This is a genomic window from Streptomyces sp. NPDC088400, from assembly GCF_044753355.1.
Taxonomy (GTDB): Bacteria; Actinomycetota; Actinomycetes; order Streptomycetales; family Streptomycetaceae; genus Streptomyces.
The window spans coordinates 790944-807767 of record NZ_JBIVMZ010000001.1 but is presented as its reverse complement, the minus strand read 5'-3'; the positions used below and the strand labels follow the sequence as shown (position 1 = coordinate 807767).

General features: G+C 69.6%; 15 protein-coding genes. 7 read left to right on the top strand and 8 right to left on the bottom strand.

Annotation, left to right across the window (positions count from 1 at the left end):
- Window positions 1-102 precede the first annotated feature (102 nt).
- Entirely contained in the window at window positions 103-1014 is a 912-nt protein-coding gene (locus ACIQD6_RS03665) for a 1-aminocyclopropane-1-carboxylate deaminase/D-cysteine desulfhydrase (protein WP_401878113.1), read from the top strand.
- A 42-nt stretch (window positions 1015-1056) separates the two neighbouring features.
- On the opposite strand, the gene ACIQD6_RS03660 is transcribed toward ACIQD6_RS03665, so the two are convergent.
- Window positions 1057-2658, bottom strand: coding sequence for a Na+/H+ antiporter (locus ACIQD6_RS03660; RefSeq protein ID WP_401877569.1), 1602 nt, complete (start codon window positions 2656-2658; stop codon window positions 1057-1059).
- A gap of 35 nt (window positions 2659-2693) precedes the next feature.
- Here ACIQD6_RS03660 and ACIQD6_RS03655 point away from each other — a divergent pair, with 35 nt between their 5' ends.
- The 3 genes from ACIQD6_RS03655 (at window position 2694) to ACIQD6_RS03645 (ending at window position 4785) form a co-directional block, all read left to right on the top strand.
- Window positions 2694-2954 (top strand): UBP-type zinc finger domain-containing protein, encoded by a 261-nt coding sequence (locus ACIQD6_RS03655; RefSeq protein ID WP_401877567.1) that lies wholly within the window; start codon window positions 2694-2696, stop codon window positions 2952-2954.
- A gap of 449 nt (window positions 2955-3403) precedes the next feature.
- On the top strand, window positions 3404-3817 hold the full coding sequence (locus tag ACIQD6_RS03650) for an anti-sigma regulatory factor (RefSeq protein WP_328536767.1): 414 nt from the start codon (window positions 3404-3406) through the stop codon (window positions 3815-3817).
- A gap of 35 nt (window positions 3818-3852) precedes the next feature.
- Window positions 3853-4785 (top strand): RNA polymerase sigma factor SigF, encoded by a 933-nt coding sequence (locus ACIQD6_RS03645; RefSeq protein ID WP_401878110.1) that lies wholly within the window; start codon window positions 3853-3855, stop codon window positions 4783-4785.
- A 143-nt stretch (window positions 4786-4928) separates the two neighbouring features.
- Here ACIQD6_RS03645 and ACIQD6_RS03640 read toward each other — a convergent pair whose 3' ends face one another.
- On the bottom strand, window positions 4929-5375 hold the full coding sequence (locus ACIQD6_RS03640; protein WP_401877565.1) for a hypothetical protein: 447 nt from the start codon (window positions 5373-5375) through the stop codon (window positions 4929-4931).
- A 120-nt stretch (window positions 5376-5495) separates the two neighbouring features.
- Between ACIQD6_RS03640 and ACIQD6_RS03635 the strand changes: the two genes are divergently transcribed.
- Both ACIQD6_RS03635 and ACIQD6_RS03630 read left to right on the top strand, forming a co-directional pair.
- The gene (locus ACIQD6_RS03635; protein ID WP_401877563.1) at window positions 5496-6464 is read left to right on the top strand and encodes a diacylglycerol/lipid kinase family protein; all 969 of its coding nucleotides are present in this window, start codon (window positions 5496-5498) and stop codon (window positions 6462-6464) included.
- Between the two features lie 328 nt (window positions 6465-6792).
- Window positions 6793-7050 (top strand): WhiB family transcriptional regulator, encoded by a 258-nt coding sequence (locus ACIQD6_RS03630; RefSeq protein WP_004937597.1) that lies wholly within the window; start codon window positions 6793-6795, stop codon window positions 7048-7050.
- Between the two features lie 196 nt (window positions 7051-7246).
- On the opposite strand, the gene ACIQD6_RS03625 is transcribed toward ACIQD6_RS03630, so the two are convergent.
- Together ACIQD6_RS03625 and ACIQD6_RS03620 are read right to left on the bottom strand one after the other, a co-directional pair.
- The gene (locus ACIQD6_RS03625) at window positions 7247-8740 is read right to left on the bottom strand and encodes a sensor histidine kinase (RefSeq protein ID WP_401877562.1); all 1494 of its coding nucleotides are present in this window, start codon (window positions 8738-8740) and stop codon (window positions 7247-7249) included.
- Window positions 8741-9069: 329 nt separating this feature from the next.
- Window positions 9070-10140: an SIS domain-containing protein gene (locus ACIQD6_RS03620; protein WP_401877560.1), complete on the bottom strand. Its 1071-nt coding sequence runs from the start codon at window positions 10138-10140 to the stop codon at window positions 9070-9072.
- A 285-nt stretch (window positions 10141-10425) separates the two neighbouring features.
- Between ACIQD6_RS03620 and nagB the strand changes: the two genes are divergently transcribed.
- The gene (gene nagB / locus ACIQD6_RS03615) at window positions 10426-11208 is read left to right on the top strand and encodes a glucosamine-6-phosphate deaminase (protein ID WP_401877558.1); all 783 of its coding nucleotides are present in this window, start codon (window positions 10426-10428) and stop codon (window positions 11206-11208) included.
- A gap of 112 nt (window positions 11209-11320) precedes the next feature.
- On the opposite strand, the gene ACIQD6_RS03610 is transcribed toward nagB, so the two are convergent.
- The 4 genes from ACIQD6_RS03610 to ACIQD6_RS03595 all read right to left on the bottom strand — a co-directional run bounded on the left by ACIQD6_RS03610 (window position 11321) and on the right by ACIQD6_RS03595 (window position 16334).
- Window positions 11321-12871 carry a glycoside hydrolase family 3 protein gene (locus tag ACIQD6_RS03610; protein WP_401877556.1) on the bottom strand — a complete coding sequence of 517 codons (1551 nt, stop codon included), beginning with the start codon at window positions 12869-12871 and terminating at the stop codon, window positions 11321-11323.
- A 5-nt stretch (window positions 12872-12876) separates the two neighbouring features.
- Window positions 12877-13707, bottom strand: coding sequence for a carbohydrate ABC transporter permease (locus ACIQD6_RS03605; protein ID WP_401877554.1), 831 nt, complete (start codon window positions 13705-13707; stop codon window positions 12877-12879).
- A complete protein-coding gene (locus tag ACIQD6_RS03600; protein WP_401877552.1) occupies window positions 13704-14684 on the bottom strand; it encodes a carbohydrate ABC transporter permease in 981 nt (326 codons plus the stop codon). The genes ACIQD6_RS03605 and ACIQD6_RS03600 overlap by 4 nt, the downstream gene beginning before the upstream one ends.
- Before the next feature lie 375 nt (window positions 14685-15059).
- A complete protein-coding gene (locus ACIQD6_RS03595; RefSeq protein WP_401877550.1) occupies window positions 15060-16334 on the bottom strand; it encodes an extracellular solute-binding protein in 1275 nt (424 codons plus the stop codon).
- Window positions 16335-16824 lie beyond the last annotated feature (490 nt).

The following is a 16824-nucleotide window of genomic DNA, read 5'->3' as shown; positions in this document are numbered from 1 at the left end:
AATGAGGGGGTGACCTCCCCCGCCCCCGACGCCGACGCCGCCCCGGGGCCCGGCTCCGGCTCCGGCTCCGGCTCCGGCTCCGAAGCGTTCGACCTCGCCGGTCTGCGGCCGCGGCTTCCGTCGCCGCTGCGGCCGGCCGAGGACGAACGCTTCGCCCGTCATGGCGTACGGCTGCTGCTCAAGCGCGACGACCTGATCCACCCCGAACTGCCCGGCAACAAGTGGCGCAAACTGGCGCCGAATCTGCGCTCCGCGGCGGCCGGAGGCCTACGCACGCTGGTGACGTTCGGCGGCGCGTACTCCAACCATCTGCGCGCGACCGCCGCCGCCGGCCGGCTGCTCGGCTTCGCCACCGTCGGGATCGTACGGGGGCAGGAACTGGCCGATCGCCCGCTCAACCCCTCCCTCGCCCGGTGCGCGGCGGACGGGATGCGGCTGTGCTTCGTGGACCGCTCGACATACCGCCGCAAGACCGAACCCGCGGTCGTGTCCGCCGTCCTCGCGCGCGCCGGGCTGGAGCGCGAGTCCGAGCCCGAGTCCGTGTACGTGATCCCCGAGGGCGGCAGCAACGCGCTCGCCGCACGAGGGTGCGCGGAGCTGGGCCGGGAGCTGCGCGGCACGGCCGAGGCCGTGGCCGTCGCCTGTGGCACCGGCGGGACGCTCGCGGGGCTCGCCGCCGGACTCGGCGCGGGGCAGCGGGCCCTGGGATTCCCCGTACTCAAGGGGGACTTCCTCGACCGGGAGGTACGGGACCTCCAACTCGCCGCGTTCGGCGGCCCGGCCGGTGACTGGCGCCTGGACGGCCGCTTCCACTTCGGCGGCTTCGCCCGTACCTCCCCCGTCCTCGACGCCTTCGCCGACGACTTCGAGGACCGGCACGGGCTCCCGGTGGAACGTCTCTATGTCGCCAAAATGCTTTACGGCCTCACGGCTCTGGTGGAGGAGGGCGCTTTCCGGCCGGGCACGAGTGTCGCCGCCGTCATCACGGGACAGCCCGAGCCGTCGTCCCCGTAACGCCCCCCTGAGCGGCGCGAGCCGCCAACCTCGTGGGCCGGCTCAGTCCGTACCCTCCTCCCGGTACGCCGCCGCCTCCTCCAGATCCAGCCTGCGCAGCAGCGTCCGCAGCATCTCGTCGTCGATGCTCCGCCGGTCCCGCAGGTCCACGAACACCGCGCGCTCCGCCGCGATCATCTCCCCCGACAGCCGCCGGTAGGTGTCGTCGGCCGACTCCCCCGTCACTTCGTTGACCGTCCCGAGCCGCTCCCAGACCGCGTTGCGGCGGCGCTCCATGACCGTACGGAGCCGCTGTGCGAGCGGCGGCGGCAGTGCGTTGCGCTCATCGGCCAGCAGCTCGTCCAGCAGCTGTTCCGCCGCCGCGGACGCCTCGCTCTGGGCCTGCGCCTCGGCCAGGGTCTCGGCCTGCCGGTCCCGGCCCGGCACCTTCAGGAGCCGGATCAGGGGCGGCAGCGTGAGCCCCTGTACGACCAGCGTGCCGATGACCGTCGTGAAGGTCAGGAACAGGATGAGATTGCGGCCCGGGAACGGCCGGTCGTCGTGCAGTGTGAGCGGAATCGAGAACGCGATCGCCAGCGAGACCACTCCACGCATCCCGGCCCAGCCGACGATCAGCGGCGCGGTCCAGTCGGTGTCCGGTTCTCGCTCCCTGATCTTCGGGAACAGCGCGCGCGGCAGGAAGGTCGCCGGAAAGACCCAGATGAACCGGGCCGCCACGACCGCCGCGAAGACCCCCACGGCGTACGCCAGCGACTCCCCGACCCCGTACTCCCCGAGCCCCTTGAGGACGAACGGCAGCTGGAGTCCGATCAGCGCGAAGACCGCCGACTCCAGGACGAACGCGACCATCTTCCACACCGCGGCCTCCTGGAGCCGGGTCGCGAAGTCCACCTGCCAGGCGTGGTGTCCGACGTAGAGCGCGACCACCACGACCGCCAGCACCCCCGACGCCCCCGCCTGTTCGGCCAGCGCGTACGCAACGAACGGGATGAGCAGCGACAGGGTGTTCTGGAGCAGGGGCTCGGTCAGATGCGTACGCAGCCAGTGCAGCGGCACCATCAGCACGAGCCCGATGCCGACACCGCCGAGGGACGCCAGCGCGAACTCCGCGATCCCACCGGCCCAGGTCGCGCCCTCACCGACAGCCGCGGCCAGCGCCACCTTGAACGCGGTGATCGCGGTCGCGTCGTTCACCAGCGACTCGCCCTGGAGGATGGTGGTGATCCGGCTCGGCAGTCCCAGTTTGCGGGCGATGGCCGTGGCCGCCACCGCGTCCGGCGGCGCGACGACCGCGCCCAGCACCAGAGCCGCGGTCAACGGAAGATCGGGCACCAGCAGATGCGCCAACCCTCCGACCGCGAGGGTCGCGAACAGGACATACCCCACCGACAGCAGGGCCACGGGCCGGATGTTGGCCCGCAGATCGAGGTACGAACTGTCCACCGCCGCCGTGTAGAGCAGCGGCGGCAGGATCAGCGGCAGCACGATGTGCGGATCGAGTGTGTAGTCCGGTACGCCCGGCACATACGCGGCACCCAGCCCCACGGTCACCAGCAGCAACGGCGCCGCCACCGGTGTCCTGCGGGCCGCCCCGGCGATCGCCGCGCTGCCCGCCACCAGTGCCACCAGCGGCAATACGTCCATCCCACCGTCCTCACACGCGTCGTAACCTGGTCATCATGAGCGAGTGTTCACACATCGCGGAACTGCCGCGCCCCGAGCCCGCACCGCGCGGTGCCACCTGTCCCGCCTGTCTGGCGGCCGGCAGCCACCCCGTCCAGTTGCGGCTCTGCCTGGTCTGCGGCGAGGTCGGCTGCTGCGACTCCTCGCCGTATCAACACGCCACCCAGCACTTCAAGGAGACGGGGCACGCGGTGATGCGGAGCTTCGAGCCCGGTGAGAGCTGGCGCTGGTGCTTCGTGGACGGTTCGATCGTCTGACGGTGGGCGGTTCGAGCGCCTGGCGGTGGGCGGTTCGGTCGCCTGGCGGTGGGCGGTTCGGTCGCCTGGCGGTGGGCGGTTCGAGCGTCCGAGGTGGGCGGTTCGGTCATGTGGCGCCGGGCGGTTCGAGCGTCCGACGTCCGCAGGACGGGTCCGGCCGTCCGAAGTCGGTCACCGAGGACCGGGGCGACGGTTCGACCCCCTGGCGACTGGGTACGTCAACCCTCCGCCGGTTCTTCGCAATTGGGCCCCGCAGACCCCTAGCCACTTTCTGTGCCCATATGCTTACCATGAGTGACAGTCGTCTGACGGGGGTCCCGGCGACACAACACCGTCGATCGCGATAGCGTCGCCAGTCCAGACCGGCTACGTACCAACACGTACCGCGAGGCCCCGGGACATTCCCCGTCCCGGAGCCCTGAAGAGCTTGTGCCACCTTGGAGGTGAGGGTGTCCCAGATCGCAGGCGAGCCCGGGACCCAGGACTTCGTGGAAGTCCGGCTGCCCGCTGCGGGTGCCTACCTGTCCGTGCTGCGTACGGCCACGGCCGGCCTCGCGGCGCGCTTGGACTTCACCCTCGACGAGATCGAGGACCTCCGCATCGCGGTGGACGAGGCCTGCGCGATCCTGCTTCAGCAGGCCGTCCCCGGCTCCGTACTCAGCTGTGTGTTCCGACTGATCGAGGACTCACTCGAGGTGACCGTCTCGGCCCCCACCACCGACGGGCGCGCGCCGGAGCGCGACACCTTCGCCTGGACGGTGCTCTCCGCACTGGCGGGCAAGGTCGACTCGACGGTCGCGGATGACCGTACGGTCTCCATCAGCCTCTACAAACAGCGCGGCGCGGGACCCGGGCCGGCGTGAGGAACGGGGACGGTCCGGTGCGTGACGAGGGGCGCATCCCACGGGAATCGCGGGGAGGGCACCAGGCTCCGGCTGAGCCGGTGCTCGCCCCCGCGGGCATCCCCGAGCAGCAGGCCCGTCCCCACCCGGAGGACGGACCTGACGGCCAGACGGCCGCGGCGGAACAGGCGCAGGCAGAGCGGGCGGCCTTTATGAGCGAGCAACACCACGATCCACATGACCGCAGCGGGGCGCGGGCGATGTTCATCGAGCTGCGCAAGCTGCCGGACGGCTCGCCCGAGCGTGCCGAACTCCGCAACAAGCTGGTGCGGATGCATCTGCCGCTGGTCGAGCATCTGGCAAGACGCTTCCGTAACCGGGGCGAGCCGCTGGACGATCTGACGCAGGTCGCGACCATCGGTCTGATCAAGTCGGTGGACCGGTTCGACCCGGAGCGCGGAGTCGAGTTCTCGACGTACGCGACGCCGACGGTCGTCGGCGAGATCAAGCGGCACTTCCGCGACAAGGGCTGGGCGGTGCGGGTGCCGCGCCGGCTCCAGGAGCTGCGGCTCGCCCTGACGACGGCCACGGCCGAACTGTCGCAGCAGCACGGCCGTTCGCCCACGGTCCACGAGTTGGCGGAGCGGCTGGCCATCTCGGAGGAAGAGGTCCTGGAGGGCCTGGAGTCCGCCAACGCGTACTCCACGCTGTCGCTGGACGTCCCGGACACGGACGACGAGTCCCCGGCGGTCGCGGACACGCTCGGCTCGGAGGACGAGGCGCTGGAGGGGGTCGAGTACCGCGAGTCGCTCAAGCCGCTTCTTGAGGACCTGCCCCCGCGCGAGAAGCGGATTCTGCTGCTTCGCTTCTTCGGCAACATGACCCAGTCGCAGATCGCGCAGGAGGTCGGCATCTCCCAGATGCATGTCTCGCGGCTGCTGGCCCGGACGCTGGCGCAGTTGCGCGAGCGGCTGCTGGTGGAGGAGTAGACGGCGGTACGGACCCGGCCCACGCGGCCGGGTCACCCCGCCCCGAGGTCCGGGAACCCGGGGCGGGGCGGGACACCGCGGTTATGCCAGTTGCTGCCGTTACGGCTGTTATCCAGTTACTGCCGTGACAGCCGTGACAGCCGTTACGACTGCGAGTCGCGGGCCGGGTCGGTAATACCCAGGGCTTCGTTGGCCGACGCGCTGACGATCAGGACCAGGCCCGTCACCGCGGCCACCGCGAGCGCGATCCCGGCCGGGATCATCCCGCCGATGGAGGTCAGCAACGTATAGGCGACCGGCAGCGCCATGACCTGGGTGATCACCGCGGGCCCCCGGCTCCAGGCGCGGCACAGCAGCAGCCCTCGTGCGGCGAGCAGCGGGATGACGCCGAGCACGATCAGGGTGACCCCGCCCATCTCCGCCTGCTCCGGACTGTCGGGCTGTCCGAGTACCCCCATCACCAGCAGATACACACCGCCGGCGATCAGGGTCAGGGCTTCGAGCCCGCAGATGGCGGCCGCCACGGTCAGGCGCGGGGGACGCGGAGGGTTCGGGGTCGGCGCGGGGCTGATCCGCTCGCTGCTGCTCACCCCTGCAGGGTAACCACAGCGCACGCACGGGCCCAGAACTCCGGACGGCCGAATCCGCGGCCCCCTGACCCCCGCTGCCCGGAGGCGAGCCTCCGGCGCCCGGCCGGTAACCTGCTGAGCATGCGCGCACTCCTCGTGGTCAACCCGGCAGCAACGACGACCAGTGCCCGCACCCGCGACGTACTCATCCACGCGCTCGCCAGCGAGATGAAGCTGGAGGCGGTGACGACGGAGTACCGGGGGCACGCCCGCGACCTGGCCAGACGGGCCGCGGAGTCCGACGACATAGACCTGGTCGTCGCCCTCGGCGGTGACGGCACCGTCAACGAGGTCGTCAACGGTCTGCTGCACAACGGCCCCGATCCCGACCTGTTGCCACGCCTCGCGGTCGTCCCCGGCGGCTCGACCAATGTGTTCGCCCGCGCGCTCGGACTGCCCAACGACGCGGTGGAGGCGACCGGCGCGATCCTGGACGCGCTGGCTCAGAAGAGCGAACGTACGGTCGGTCTGGGACTGGCGGCCGGAACTCCGGGTACGGACGACGAGGCGGTGCCCGCCCGCTGGTTCACCTTCTGCGCCGGCTTCGGTTTCGACGCCGGAGTGATCGGGCGGGTCGAACAACAGAGGGAACGCGGGAAACGCTCGACCCACGCGCTCTATGTGCGCCAGGTGGTGCGCCAGTTCTTCCAGGAGCCGCACCGGCGGCAGGGAATGATCAGTCTGGAGCGCGCGGGGAAGGACCCGGTCAAGGACCTTGTCGTCTCGATAGTGTGCAACACCGCTCCCTGGACCTACCTGGGCAATCGTCCGGTGTACGCGTCCCCCGGGGCCTCCTTCGACTCGGCCCTGGACGTTCTCGGACTGACCAGATTGTCCCCGCCGGCCGTGGCCCGTTACGCGACCCAATTGCTCACTTCGACCCCCGATCGGGGCCCTCACGGACGCCACGCGGTGTCTCTTCATGACCTGGCGGACTTCACCTTGCATTCCAAGGCACCCCTCCCCTTCCAGATGGACGGCGACCATCTGGGACTGCGTACGAGCGTGACGTTCACAGGCGTACGCCGGGCACTGCGTGTGATTGTGTGAGTGGAAGGGGTAAAAGTCCTTTCACTCGAACGTTTAGGCTGGGATCCACCCCATGGAAGTACGGCTGTGACCTAGTCGACACCGAGGAATCAAAAAAAACTTTCCAGAAGGGGTTGTATCCGCCGCCGAGGTTTGCGAATCTCTACATGGCGATCGGGACGGCCCGCAACATCGGCCTCCCTGAGAACCAGAACCCCTCTGCGAACACAAGGCTTCGTCGGTTCCGGCTGACGGACGACCCTTCCCTTGTCGGGGGATTCGTGAAAGCGTTCACATTCACAAGCAATCTGCACGACATATGCACGTCATACCAAGAGAGGTAGCAGCCATGGACTGGCGTCACAACGCCGTTTGCCGCGAGGAAGACCCCGAGCTGTTCTTCCCCATCGGCAACACCGGTCCTGCGCTGCTGCAGATCGAGGAAGCCAAGGCCGTCTGCCGTCGCTGCCCCGTTATGGAGCAGTGCCTGCAGTGGGCGCTCGAGTCCGGCCAGGACTCGGGTGTCTGGGGTGGCCTCAGTGAGGACGAGCGCCGCGCCATGAAGCGCCGGGCCGCTCGCAACCGGGCGCGTAACGCGACCGCCTGAAGCCCCCTGCCACGAGCCTCAGCCGGCGGAGCGTACAGCGTGTACGCACAGCCCCGCCCTTGAACCGCAGCGCGCAGTACCCCCCGATGCGCATCGCAAAGTGAGCTTCGAGCCGAGCCCCGGACCGTCATCACGGTCCGGGGCTCGCTGCTGTGCGGGGCCGGGTCGCGTTGCCGCACGGGGCCCGCTTCCCTGGCTACTTCTGCGGTTTCACCGGAATGTCCAGGATCACGCGCGTACCGCGCACCGGGGCGGGCACCATGTCGAAGCTGCCGCCCAACTCCCCCTCCACCAGGGTCCGTACGATCTGGAGCCCCAGGTTGCCGCCCCGCTGCGGATCGAACCCCTCGGGCAGACCGCGCCCGTCGTCCTGGACGGTGATCAGCAGCCGCGTCTCCGTACGGACGCCCTTCCCGCGCTTCGTCCGCGCTTCCCCGCTGTGGACCGCGGAGACATCAACCCGGCCCTGCGCCCCCGGTTCGAAGGCGTGTTCCAGGGCGTTCTGGACGATTTCGGTGAGCACCATCGAGAGCGGGGTGGCCACTTCGGCGTCGAGGATGCCGAACTTTCCGGTGCGGCGGCAGAGAATCTGGCCCGGCGCGATCTCCGCGACCATCGCCAGCACGCGGTCGGCGATCTCGTCGAAATCGACTCGCTCATCCAGATTCTGAGACAGCGTCTCATGCACGATCGCGATGGAACCGACGCGCCGTACCGCCTCGTTGAGGGCTTCCCTGGCCCGCTCGGAGTCCATCCGCCGGGCCTGGAGGCGGAGCAGCGCCGCGACCGTCTGGAGGTTGTTCTTCACCCGGTGGTGGATCTCCCGGATGGTGGCGTCCTTGGTGATCAACTCACGCTCGCGGCGGCGGAGTTCCGTGACGTCGCGGAGCAGCACCAGTGAGCCGATCCGGGTGCCCTTGGGCTTGAGCGGGATGGCGCGCAGCTGGATGACTCCGCCGCTGCCCTCGACCTCGGCCTCCCTGGGGGCGTAGCCGCTGGCCAGTTTGACCATGGCCTCGTCGACCGGGCCGCGGGCGGGGGCCAACTCGTCGGTGGTCCGGCCGAGGTGGTGTCCCACCAGGTCGGACGCGAGTCCCAACCGGTGATACGCGGACAGCGCGTTGGGGCTCGCGTACTGGACGATCCCGTCGGCGTCGAGCCGGATCAGCCCGTCGCCGACGCGCGGCGAGGCGTCCATGTCGACCTGCTGGCCGGGGAACGGGAAGGACCCGGCGGCGATCATCTGGGCCAGGTCGGAGGCGGACTGGAGGTAGGTCAGCTCCAGCCGGCTGGGGGTGCGCACGGTGAGGAGGTTGGTGTTGCGGGCGATCACGCCGAGGACCCGGCCCTCGCGCCGTACGGGGATGGACTCGACCCGTACCGGCACCTCCTCGCGCCACTCGGGGTCGCCCTCCCGGACGATCCGGCCCTCGTCCAGCGCCGCGTCCAGCAGCGGCCGGCGTCCGCGCGGGACGAGATGGCCGACCATGTCGTCCTGGTAGGAGGTCGGGCCGGTGTTGGGCCGCATCTGGGCGACGGACACATAGCGGGTGCCGTCCCGGGTGGGGACCCAGAGCACAAGGTCGGCGAAGGAGAGGTCGGAGAGCAACTGCCACTCCGAGACCAGCAGATGCAGCCACTCGAGGTCGGACTCACTCAGGGCTGTGTGCTGGGCGACGAGGTCGTTCATGGAGGGCACACCTGCGAGCGTACCCGCGGCGGAAAGACGGTCCGTCCGCGGTCTGTACTGGACGGTAGGTGAGACATAGGCTTTACCGAACCGTGGACAAGCCGAAATGGTCTAGTCCACAATGTTTCACAGAGACCTCCACCTTCCCCGCACAGGAGGGTGGACCGAGGTACCGGCGCTCTCTGCCCTGACTGCGGCGGAACCTCTCCCACGGCCGTGCGGGACCGCACACCCGTCGGCCGTAGCAGCTCCGGGCTGCGGTGCCGGGCGGGCTGAGGGTCCCGTCGCGGCGCCGCGGCCCGCGGGTGGGCCGGACTCCTTCCCTGAAATCAGCGGGACTCGGGAGTCTTGGCCATGGTGCGCGGCACATCCGGATCCTGGCCCCGGGCGACGCCGATCTCACGGGCCAGCAGATGCAGCGGCAGAATCTCCAGGATCGGCTGCAACTCCTCCGGGACCTCGTCCGTGGGGAGGACGAAACCCGCCGACGCCTTCTCCACCTCGGACCTGGCTCCGACCACGAACAGATCCGCGCCCCTGCCGCGCAGCCGCCCCAGGACCGGCTGGAGGGCCTCACCGCCCTTGCCGTCGGGGACGATCACGATCACCGGCGAGAGCGAGTCGATCATCGCCAGCGGGCCGTGCAGCAGATCCGCGCCGGAGTACGAGAGAGCGGGGATGTAGCTCGTCTCCTGCAGCTTCAGCGCCATCTCTCTGGCCGTGGGGTAGCCGTACCCCCGGGAGATGACGACCATCCGGTCGGCGAACCGGTAGCGGTCGGCCAGCGTCCGCACCTCGTCCCGGCGGGCCAGGATCTGGTCGGCGAGGTCCGGCAGGACACCGGCCGCCGCGCCGTCGCCGCCGCCGAGCCCCTCCACGAAGAGGTAGAGGGAGAGCAGCGAGGCGGTGTACGACTTGGTGGCGGGGAGCGCCCTCTCCCGGCCCGCCAGGACGTCGATGTGGAACTCGGCGACCGCGGCCAGCGCCGAGTCCGGGTCGTTCGTCACCGCGAGAGTGGTCGCCCCGGCGTCCCGGGCGGCCCAGGTCGAGGTCACCAGGTCCGGCGAGCCGCCCCACTGGCTGACCCCGACGACCAGCACATCGGTGAGATCGGGCTTCGCCCCGTACGCCGTCGTCGTGGACATGGAGGTCAGACCGCAGGGCAGGCCGCGCTTGATCTCCAGCAGGTACTTGGCGTAGAGCGCCGCGTTGTCGGACGTACCGCGTGCGGTGAGCAGGACGAAGCGCGGCTTCTTGGCGGCGATCGCCGCCGCAGTCTCACGGATGCGCGGCGCACCGTCCCGCAGCACGCGTCGCAGCACGGCGGGCTGCTCCGCCACCTCGGCGGAGAGGATGCCGCCGGGCTGCTCACTCAGCCCGGCCGGGAACGCGGCAGACATGCTGGGTGCCTCCAAGTCGCCGGCAACGCCGCGGGTGCGCGTGCCGGGCGTCGCGTCGCGCATCGGGCGTCATCGGGCGTCACGGGTCGGGTGTCGCGGGCAGGGCGTCGGGCGGACTCTCGCGACACGACTCAGTCGACCACGGTCCGCCGGGCACCCGCCACCGGGACGTTCCCGGCTGCCCGGGGAACCGTCGCGACTCCCCTGACAGAGCACCCCCTCTGATAGAATTGGTCTATACCACAAGAGCGTCATTACCGTCTCACCACAGATCGGCAGGCCAGCGTGGAAGTTGTCATCGTCCAGGACGCCGCGGCAGGTGGCGAGCTCATCGCCGACAGCATCGCCGGTCTGCTGCGCCGTAAGCGCGACGCCCTGCTCGGCGTGGCCACGGGATCCACTCCGCTGCCCATCTACCAGGCGCTGGCGGCGAAGGTCCGCTCCGGCGCCCTGGACGTCTCGGGCGCGCGCATCGCCCAGCTGGACGAGTACGTGGGGCTGCCGTCCGGCCATCCTGAGTCGTACCGCTCGGTGGTGCTGCGTGAGGTGGTCGAGCCGCTGGGTCTGAGTGAACGTTCCTTCCTCGGCCCCGACGGCAACGCCGAGGACGTCCAGGCGGCCTGCGAGGCGTACGACCGTGCGCTCGCCGAGGCCGGCGGGGTGGACCTCCAGCTGCTCGGGATAGGCACGGACGGCCATATCGGGTTCAACGAGCCCTGCTCCTCGCTGGCTTCCCGTACCCGGATCAAGACGCTGACACGGCAGACCCGCGAGGACAACGCGCGCTTCTTCGACCGGCCCGAAGAGGTGCCGCATCACGTCATCACGCAAGGCATCGGGACCATCCTGGAGGCCCGCCACCTGGTGCTGCTGGCCACGGGCGAGGGCAAGGCCGAGGCGGTCGCGCAGGCCGTCGAGGGGCCGGTCGCCGCGCTGGTGCCCGCGTCCGCGCTCCAGCTCCACCCGCACGCCACGGTCGTGGTGGACGAGGCTGCGGCGGCGCGACTGAAGCTCGCCGACTACTTCCGGGCCACCTTCGCCTCGAAGCCGGACTGGCAGGGCATCTGACGGGCAGGACAGCTGAGGGGCAGGGCATCTGCGGGGCAGGGCATCTGACGGACCGCGCCGCGATTCCCGGCTCCGCGGCATGACGGTGCCGGGGATCGCGGCGCGGTCCCGGCTACTCCTCGCGGCCCGCGATGACCTCCGCCGCGGCCCGTCCGCAGACGCGCGCCGCGCCGTGCGTGGCGATGTGCAGGGCTCCCCTGGGCTCCGCCCCGTTCAGGCCCATCTCCACCACCAGCGTCTGCGGACGGGCGGCGAGCAGGGCGTCCAGGACGTCGGACATCCAGGGATGCCGGTGGGCGTCCCGTACGACGGCGACGACCGTGCGCCCGCCCGCCGCCGCGAGCACCCGCGCGGCCAGGGTTGCCGTGTCCGTGTCCGCGACGGCCGCGTCGCTGTACGAGCCCGTCTCCGTACCCGGCAGGAGGCGCTCCAGCTCGGTGGCGATACCCCAGGGGGTCTCGTCCCCCACCGCGATGTTCGCGACGGGGGTGAAGGCGGCGACGTACGGCGCGGTGGTGAGCGGCTCGGCCGTGCCCGTCACCCGTACCGCGCGGCGGGCCGCGACCAGACCGACCGGCGGGCCGGGCTCGGTCCCCTGCGGCGAGGCCGTGTCCTCCGGTGAGGCCGTCCCCGGCGCCGCTGACGCCCTCGCCCGTAGCGTCCAGTCGGCGAGTGCGCGCACCCGCGTGGCCGCGTCGGCCAGCCGCTCCTCGGGCAGTTCACCGTCCCGTACCGCCTGGACCAGCGCGTCGCGCAGCCGCAGTACGGTGCCCTCGTCCGCCAGTCCGCCGCCGACGCAGATGGCGTCGGCGCCCGCGGCGATCGCGAGGACGGAGCCGCGTTCGATCCCGTACTTCGCCCCGATGGCCCGCATCTCCATGCCGTCGGTGACGATCAGGCCGTCGAAGCCCATCTCCTCGCGCAGCAGTCCGGTGAGGATCCGCCGGCTCAGGGTCGCCGGGCGGTCCGGGTCGAGCGCGGGCAGCAGGATGTGCGCGCTCATCACGGACTTGGTGCCCGCCGCGATCGCCGCCCGGAACGGCAGCAGGTCGCGGGCGTGCACGGTGTCCAGGTCCACGTCGATACGGGGCACCGCGTGGTGGGAGTCCACGGCGGTGTCGCCGTGCCCGGGGAAGTGCTTGACGCAGGCGGCGACCCCGGCGCTCTGGAGGCCTGTGACGAACGCGGCGGTGTGCCGGGCCACCAGCTCCGGCTCGGCGCCGAAGGACCGTACGCCGATGACGGGGTTGTGCCGGTTGGAGTTGACGTCGGCGGACGGGGCCCAGTCGAGGGTGACGCCGCACGCGGCGAGCCGTCTGCCGAGCTCTTCGGAGACGGCCCGGGTGAGGTCCAGGTCGTCCACCGCGCCCAGGGCGTGGTTGCCCGGGAAGGAGGAGCCGTGCCGTACCTCCAGACGGGTGACGTCGCCGCCCTCCTCGTCGATGGCGACGAGGATGTCGTCCCGCTCGGCGCGCAGCCGTTCGGTGAGCGCGGCGAGCTGTTCGGGCGAGGCCACGTTGCGGCCGAACAGGCCGACGGAGGCGAGTCCCTCGCCGATGCGCCGCAGCAGCCAGTCCGGGGCGGTCGTGCCGAGGAAGCCGGGCTGGAGGACGGCGAGAGCGTCGCGGGTCAGGGTGTCCGCACTGCGTACGAGTGTCGACATGTCGCCTATCCCTTCACTGCGCCGTCGGTCAGGCCGCCGACGGCCTTGCGCTGGAGGAAGACGAAGAGGATCAGGATCGGGATCGCGAAGAGCGAGGACGCGGCCATCGTGGCGCCCCAGTCGTCGCCGAACGCGGTCTGGAACTGGGACAGCCAGAGCGGCAGCGTCTGGGCCTCCGCGTCCTTGTTGAGGACCAGGACCAGGGGGAACTCGTTCCAGGCGGTGATGAAGCCGAACAGCGAGGTCGACATCAGGCCGGGCGCGAGCAGCGGCAGGATCACCTTGACGAACGCCTGGGGGCGGGTGCAGCCGTCGACCATGGCGGACTCCTCCAGCTCCCGGGGCACCGCGGCGACGAATCCGCGCAGCGTGAGCAGGGTGAAAGGAAGCACCATGACCATGTAGAAGAGGGTCAGCGGTACGAGGCTGTTCAGCATGTCCGTGTCGCGGACGATCATGTAGATCGCGATCACCATGACCTCCCAGGGAGCCATCTGGGCGATCATGAAGCCGATGACGAAGCCCCGGCGCCCCTTGAAGCGCATCCGGGCGAGCGCGAACGAACCGGCGAGCGCCAGCATCAGGGAGAAGACCACCGCGAGGACGGTGACGGTGAGCGAGTTGCCGACCAGCGTCCAGAAGTTGTCGGCGTTCACCGCCGTCGTGAAGTGCTCGAAGGTGATGTCCGTCGGGAACCAGACCGGGTCCTCGGACACGATGTCCGGAGTCGGCTTGAAGGCCGTCGCGAACATCCAGTAGACCGGGAAGACGAATCCGACGACGAGTACGAGGGCCGTCGCGTTGGGCCAGATACGGCCGAGGCGTGAGCGGTTCACAGCTCGTCCTCCCCTTGCTTGAGAACGATACGGAGGTGGAACGAGGTGATCGCGAGCAGGATCACGATGGTGAGCAGCGCGATCGCCGAGCCCATGCCGAAGTGCTGGTTGCCGATGCCCTCGATGTAGGCGTACACGGGAAGGATCTCCGTGAGCCGGTCGGGGCCGCCCTGGTTGATGGCGAAGACCTGGGCGAACGCCTTGAAGACCCAGATGACTTCAAGGAACGTGGTCGCGTAGAGGAAGGGCCGCAGGAACGGCAGGGTGACCGAGGTGAAGCTCTGCCAGGCGCCGGCCCCGTCGAGGGAGGCCGCCTCGTACAGCTCCTTGGGGATGGTCGTGGTGGCGGCGTACAGGTTGATCGCGACGAACGGTATCGACTGCCAGACGATCAGGACCGTGATCACGAAGAAGGTGGAGAACTGTCCGCCGGTCCAGTTGTAGTCCGCCATGGAGTGGAAGCCGACCTTGTCCAGCACCCAGTTGACGACGCCGTACCGCTGGGCGAAGAGCCACTGGTAGACGGTGGTGGCCGCGATGACCGGCATGGCCCAGGCGAGTACGAGGGCGATCAGCAGGGTGACCCGCATCCGCCGGCCGAGCCGGGCGAGCAGCAGTCCGACGAGGGTGCCGAGCACCATGATCAGGACGACATTGGTGGCGGCGAAGAGCAGCGACCGTCCGGTGACCCGCCAGAAGTCGGGATTGCCGAGGACTTCGGTGTAGTTGGCTGTGCCGTTCCACTCGGTGAGGTGCTGGATCAGCTGCCTCATGTTGAGGTTCTGGAACGACAGCATCCCGTTCTTGATCAGCGGCCAGCCGAGGAGCAACAGGGTGGCCACCACGGCGGGGAGCAGCAGCAGGTACGGCGCGAGGGCCGCGGATCTCCCCCGCGCCGCGGGCCTGTCCGGCCCGTCGTCGGTCCGCTTCGATAGCTCCGTCGGCCGGTGGGGCGGCCGTTCGGTCTGCACGGTCATGCTCGCCATCTCTTCACTAGGGCCTCTCGTTTGGATCTTGCCGGGCTCGCGTGCCCTGGCACCGCGCCTCGCCGCGTTGTCGTCACTCCACGACGCTCCGCGTCGCCTCACTCCTCCGCCTTGCGATCCACGGCACCAGACCCCGCTCCCTGATCCGGCCTGATCCAAACGAAAGACCCTAGGCCTGCCAGGTGACGAAAACGGCCGCCTGGGGCCGGGCTCCTGTCGGAGTCGGGCATCCGGCCCCAGGCGGCGCGTCCTCACTTCTTCTGCCGTACTTCGTTGCCGTACCGCACCGGTGGTGCCGTACCGCGCTTCTGGTGTCCCGCTGCCGTGCCTCGTGCGCCTGCCGCTACGGCTACCGCACTGCTACCGCTACTGCTTCTGCGCGAGGCGCTTGTTGAACTCGGCCTCGACCTGCTTGGCCGCGTCCGCGTGGGACTTGCCGTTCATCACGGCCGTCATATAGGTCTTGATCGGGTTGGGGGCGTTCTCGACCGCGGCCCACTCCGGGATGAGCGGGGTGGTGTCACCGCCCTTGACGGCCGGAGCGGCGGCCTCGGCGGCGGCATTGCCCTTCAGATTCGACTGGAGGGCTTCCTTGTTCGGGATGACGCCGCCTTCCTTGGCGAGCTGTCCCTCGAACTTGTCGGAGAGCGCCATCTTCAGGAATTCCTTGGCGAGTTCCTTCTTCTCACTGCCCTCGGCGACGGCGAGGTTGGAGCCGCCGAGGAAGACGCCCTCGGGCTTGTCGGCGGTCTCACCGGGGATGGTGAAGTAGCCGATCTCCTTCTCGATGGCCGGGTTCGCCTTGATGGCGGTGGCGGCCTCCCAGCCCATCCCGACGAAGGCGCCGACCTTGCCCTTGGCGAAGACGTCGGCCTGCTGCGGGGTGGCCTCGTCCTTGTCCTTGGGCGCCTTGGAGTAGCCGGCGTACTTCTTGTAGAGCGCCATCGCCTCGCCGACCTTGGGGTCGGCCAGGTTGGACACCCACGTGTCGCCGTCCTTCTTCACCAGGTCGGCGTCCTTGCCGATCAGCAGACCGTCGAAGAAGTACCAGTTCTGGCCGGGGAGATAGATCGGCTCGGCCTTGCCCTTGGCCTTGATCGCGTCGAGCGCCTTGAAGAACTCGTCACGGGTCTTCGGCGGGGTGGTGACGCCCGCCTCCTTGAAGACCGACTTGTTGTAGATGACGACGCGGTTGGCGAAGTACCAGGGCGCGGCGTACTGCCGGCCGTCGACGACCGCGGACTTGTTGAGGGACTCCGTCCAGTCGGCGCCCATCCCCTCCTTGAGATCGGAGAGGTCGGCGAGGCCTCCGGTCTCGGCGTAGGCGGGGGTCTGGGTGTTGCCGATCTCGAAGACGTCAGGCGGGTCCGTCTCGGAGAGCGCCGTGGTCAGCTTCTGCTGGATGCCGTTCCACTGCTGGACCTCGATCTTCAGTTTGGCACCGGTCTTCTTCTCGAACTCGGCGGTGAGGTCCTTCGTCCAACCGTCCGGTGTGGAGCCGTCCATGGCCCAGACCGTCAGCGTCTGGCCCTTGAACCCGTCGGCTCCCGCCCCCTTGCCGTCACTGTCGTCGGAACCACACGCGGCAACACCGACCAGCATGCCCGCGACGCCGACCGCCGCTATGAGCTTGCGCTTCACGCCATCCTCCTCAGGGATTCCCGCAACCCCCTGCTCACCGTGAAGACTTACGACGAGTACTGCCGGGGCTGAGACCTGGCCAATAATGGTTTAGACCAGTACGGGGAGCTTGGCCTAGACTTTTATGGGGTGTCAAGGCTTGACAAGGAGCCCCACGTGTCCGTTATCGGACCGACATCTGGACGGCCTCGAAATCACCACAACTCCCGGATGGAGCACGGTAGAACGCGCCCATGACCGCCCCTGACGCCACCCCTCCGCTTTAATGGTTTAGACCAGCCTACGGTGGGGTCACCGCGATGCCATGCCGGCACGGCGGCCACGACGGCGCGGGAATCGGTCGGGGCCACCGACCAGGAACGGTGTATAAGAAGGACAGTCGTGTCCGTTATCGGACGTCCGTTGTCGGTCCAGCACCGAAGGAGGACGACGACCCGTGGCCGGACCGTGCCACCATGTGAGCCGCGACAGACGGAGGAGCCGGTGACGG

What these genes read in the sequence shown, in the direction of transcription:
- ACIQD6_RS03660 (WP_401877569.1), bottom strand. Translation starts at nt 2,658, where the DNA reads ATGGACGTATTGCCGCTGGTGGCACTGGTGGCGGGCAGCGCGGCGATC.
- ACIQD6_RS03655 (WP_401877567.1), top strand. Translation starts at nt 2,694, where the DNA reads ATGAGCGAGTGTTCACACATCGCGGAACTGCCGCGCCCCGAGCCCGCA.
- ACIQD6_RS03635 (WP_401877563.1), top strand. Translation starts at nt 5,496, where the DNA reads ATGCGCGCACTCCTCGTGGTCAACCCGGCAGCAACGACGACCAGTGCC.
- ACIQD6_RS03630 (WP_004937597.1), top strand. Translation starts at nt 6,793, where the DNA reads ATGGACTGGCGTCACAACGCCGTTTGCCGCGAGGAAGACCCCGAGCTG.
- ACIQD6_RS03625 (WP_401877562.1), bottom strand. Translation starts at nt 8,740, where the DNA reads ATGAACGACCTCGTCGCCCAGCACACAGCCCTGAGTGAGTCCGACCTC.
- ACIQD6_RS03620 (WP_401877560.1), bottom strand. Translation starts at nt 10,140, where the DNA reads ATGTCTGCCGCGTTCCCGGCCGGGCTGAGTGAGCAGCCCGGCGGCATC.
- ACIQD6_RS03610 (WP_401877556.1), bottom strand. Translation starts at nt 12,871, where the DNA reads ATGTCGACACTCGTACGCAGTGCGGACACCCTGACCCGCGACGCTCTC.
- ACIQD6_RS03600 (WP_401877552.1), bottom strand. Translation starts at nt 14,684, where the DNA reads ATGACCGTGCAGACCGAACGGCCGCCCCACCGGCCGACGGAGCTATCG.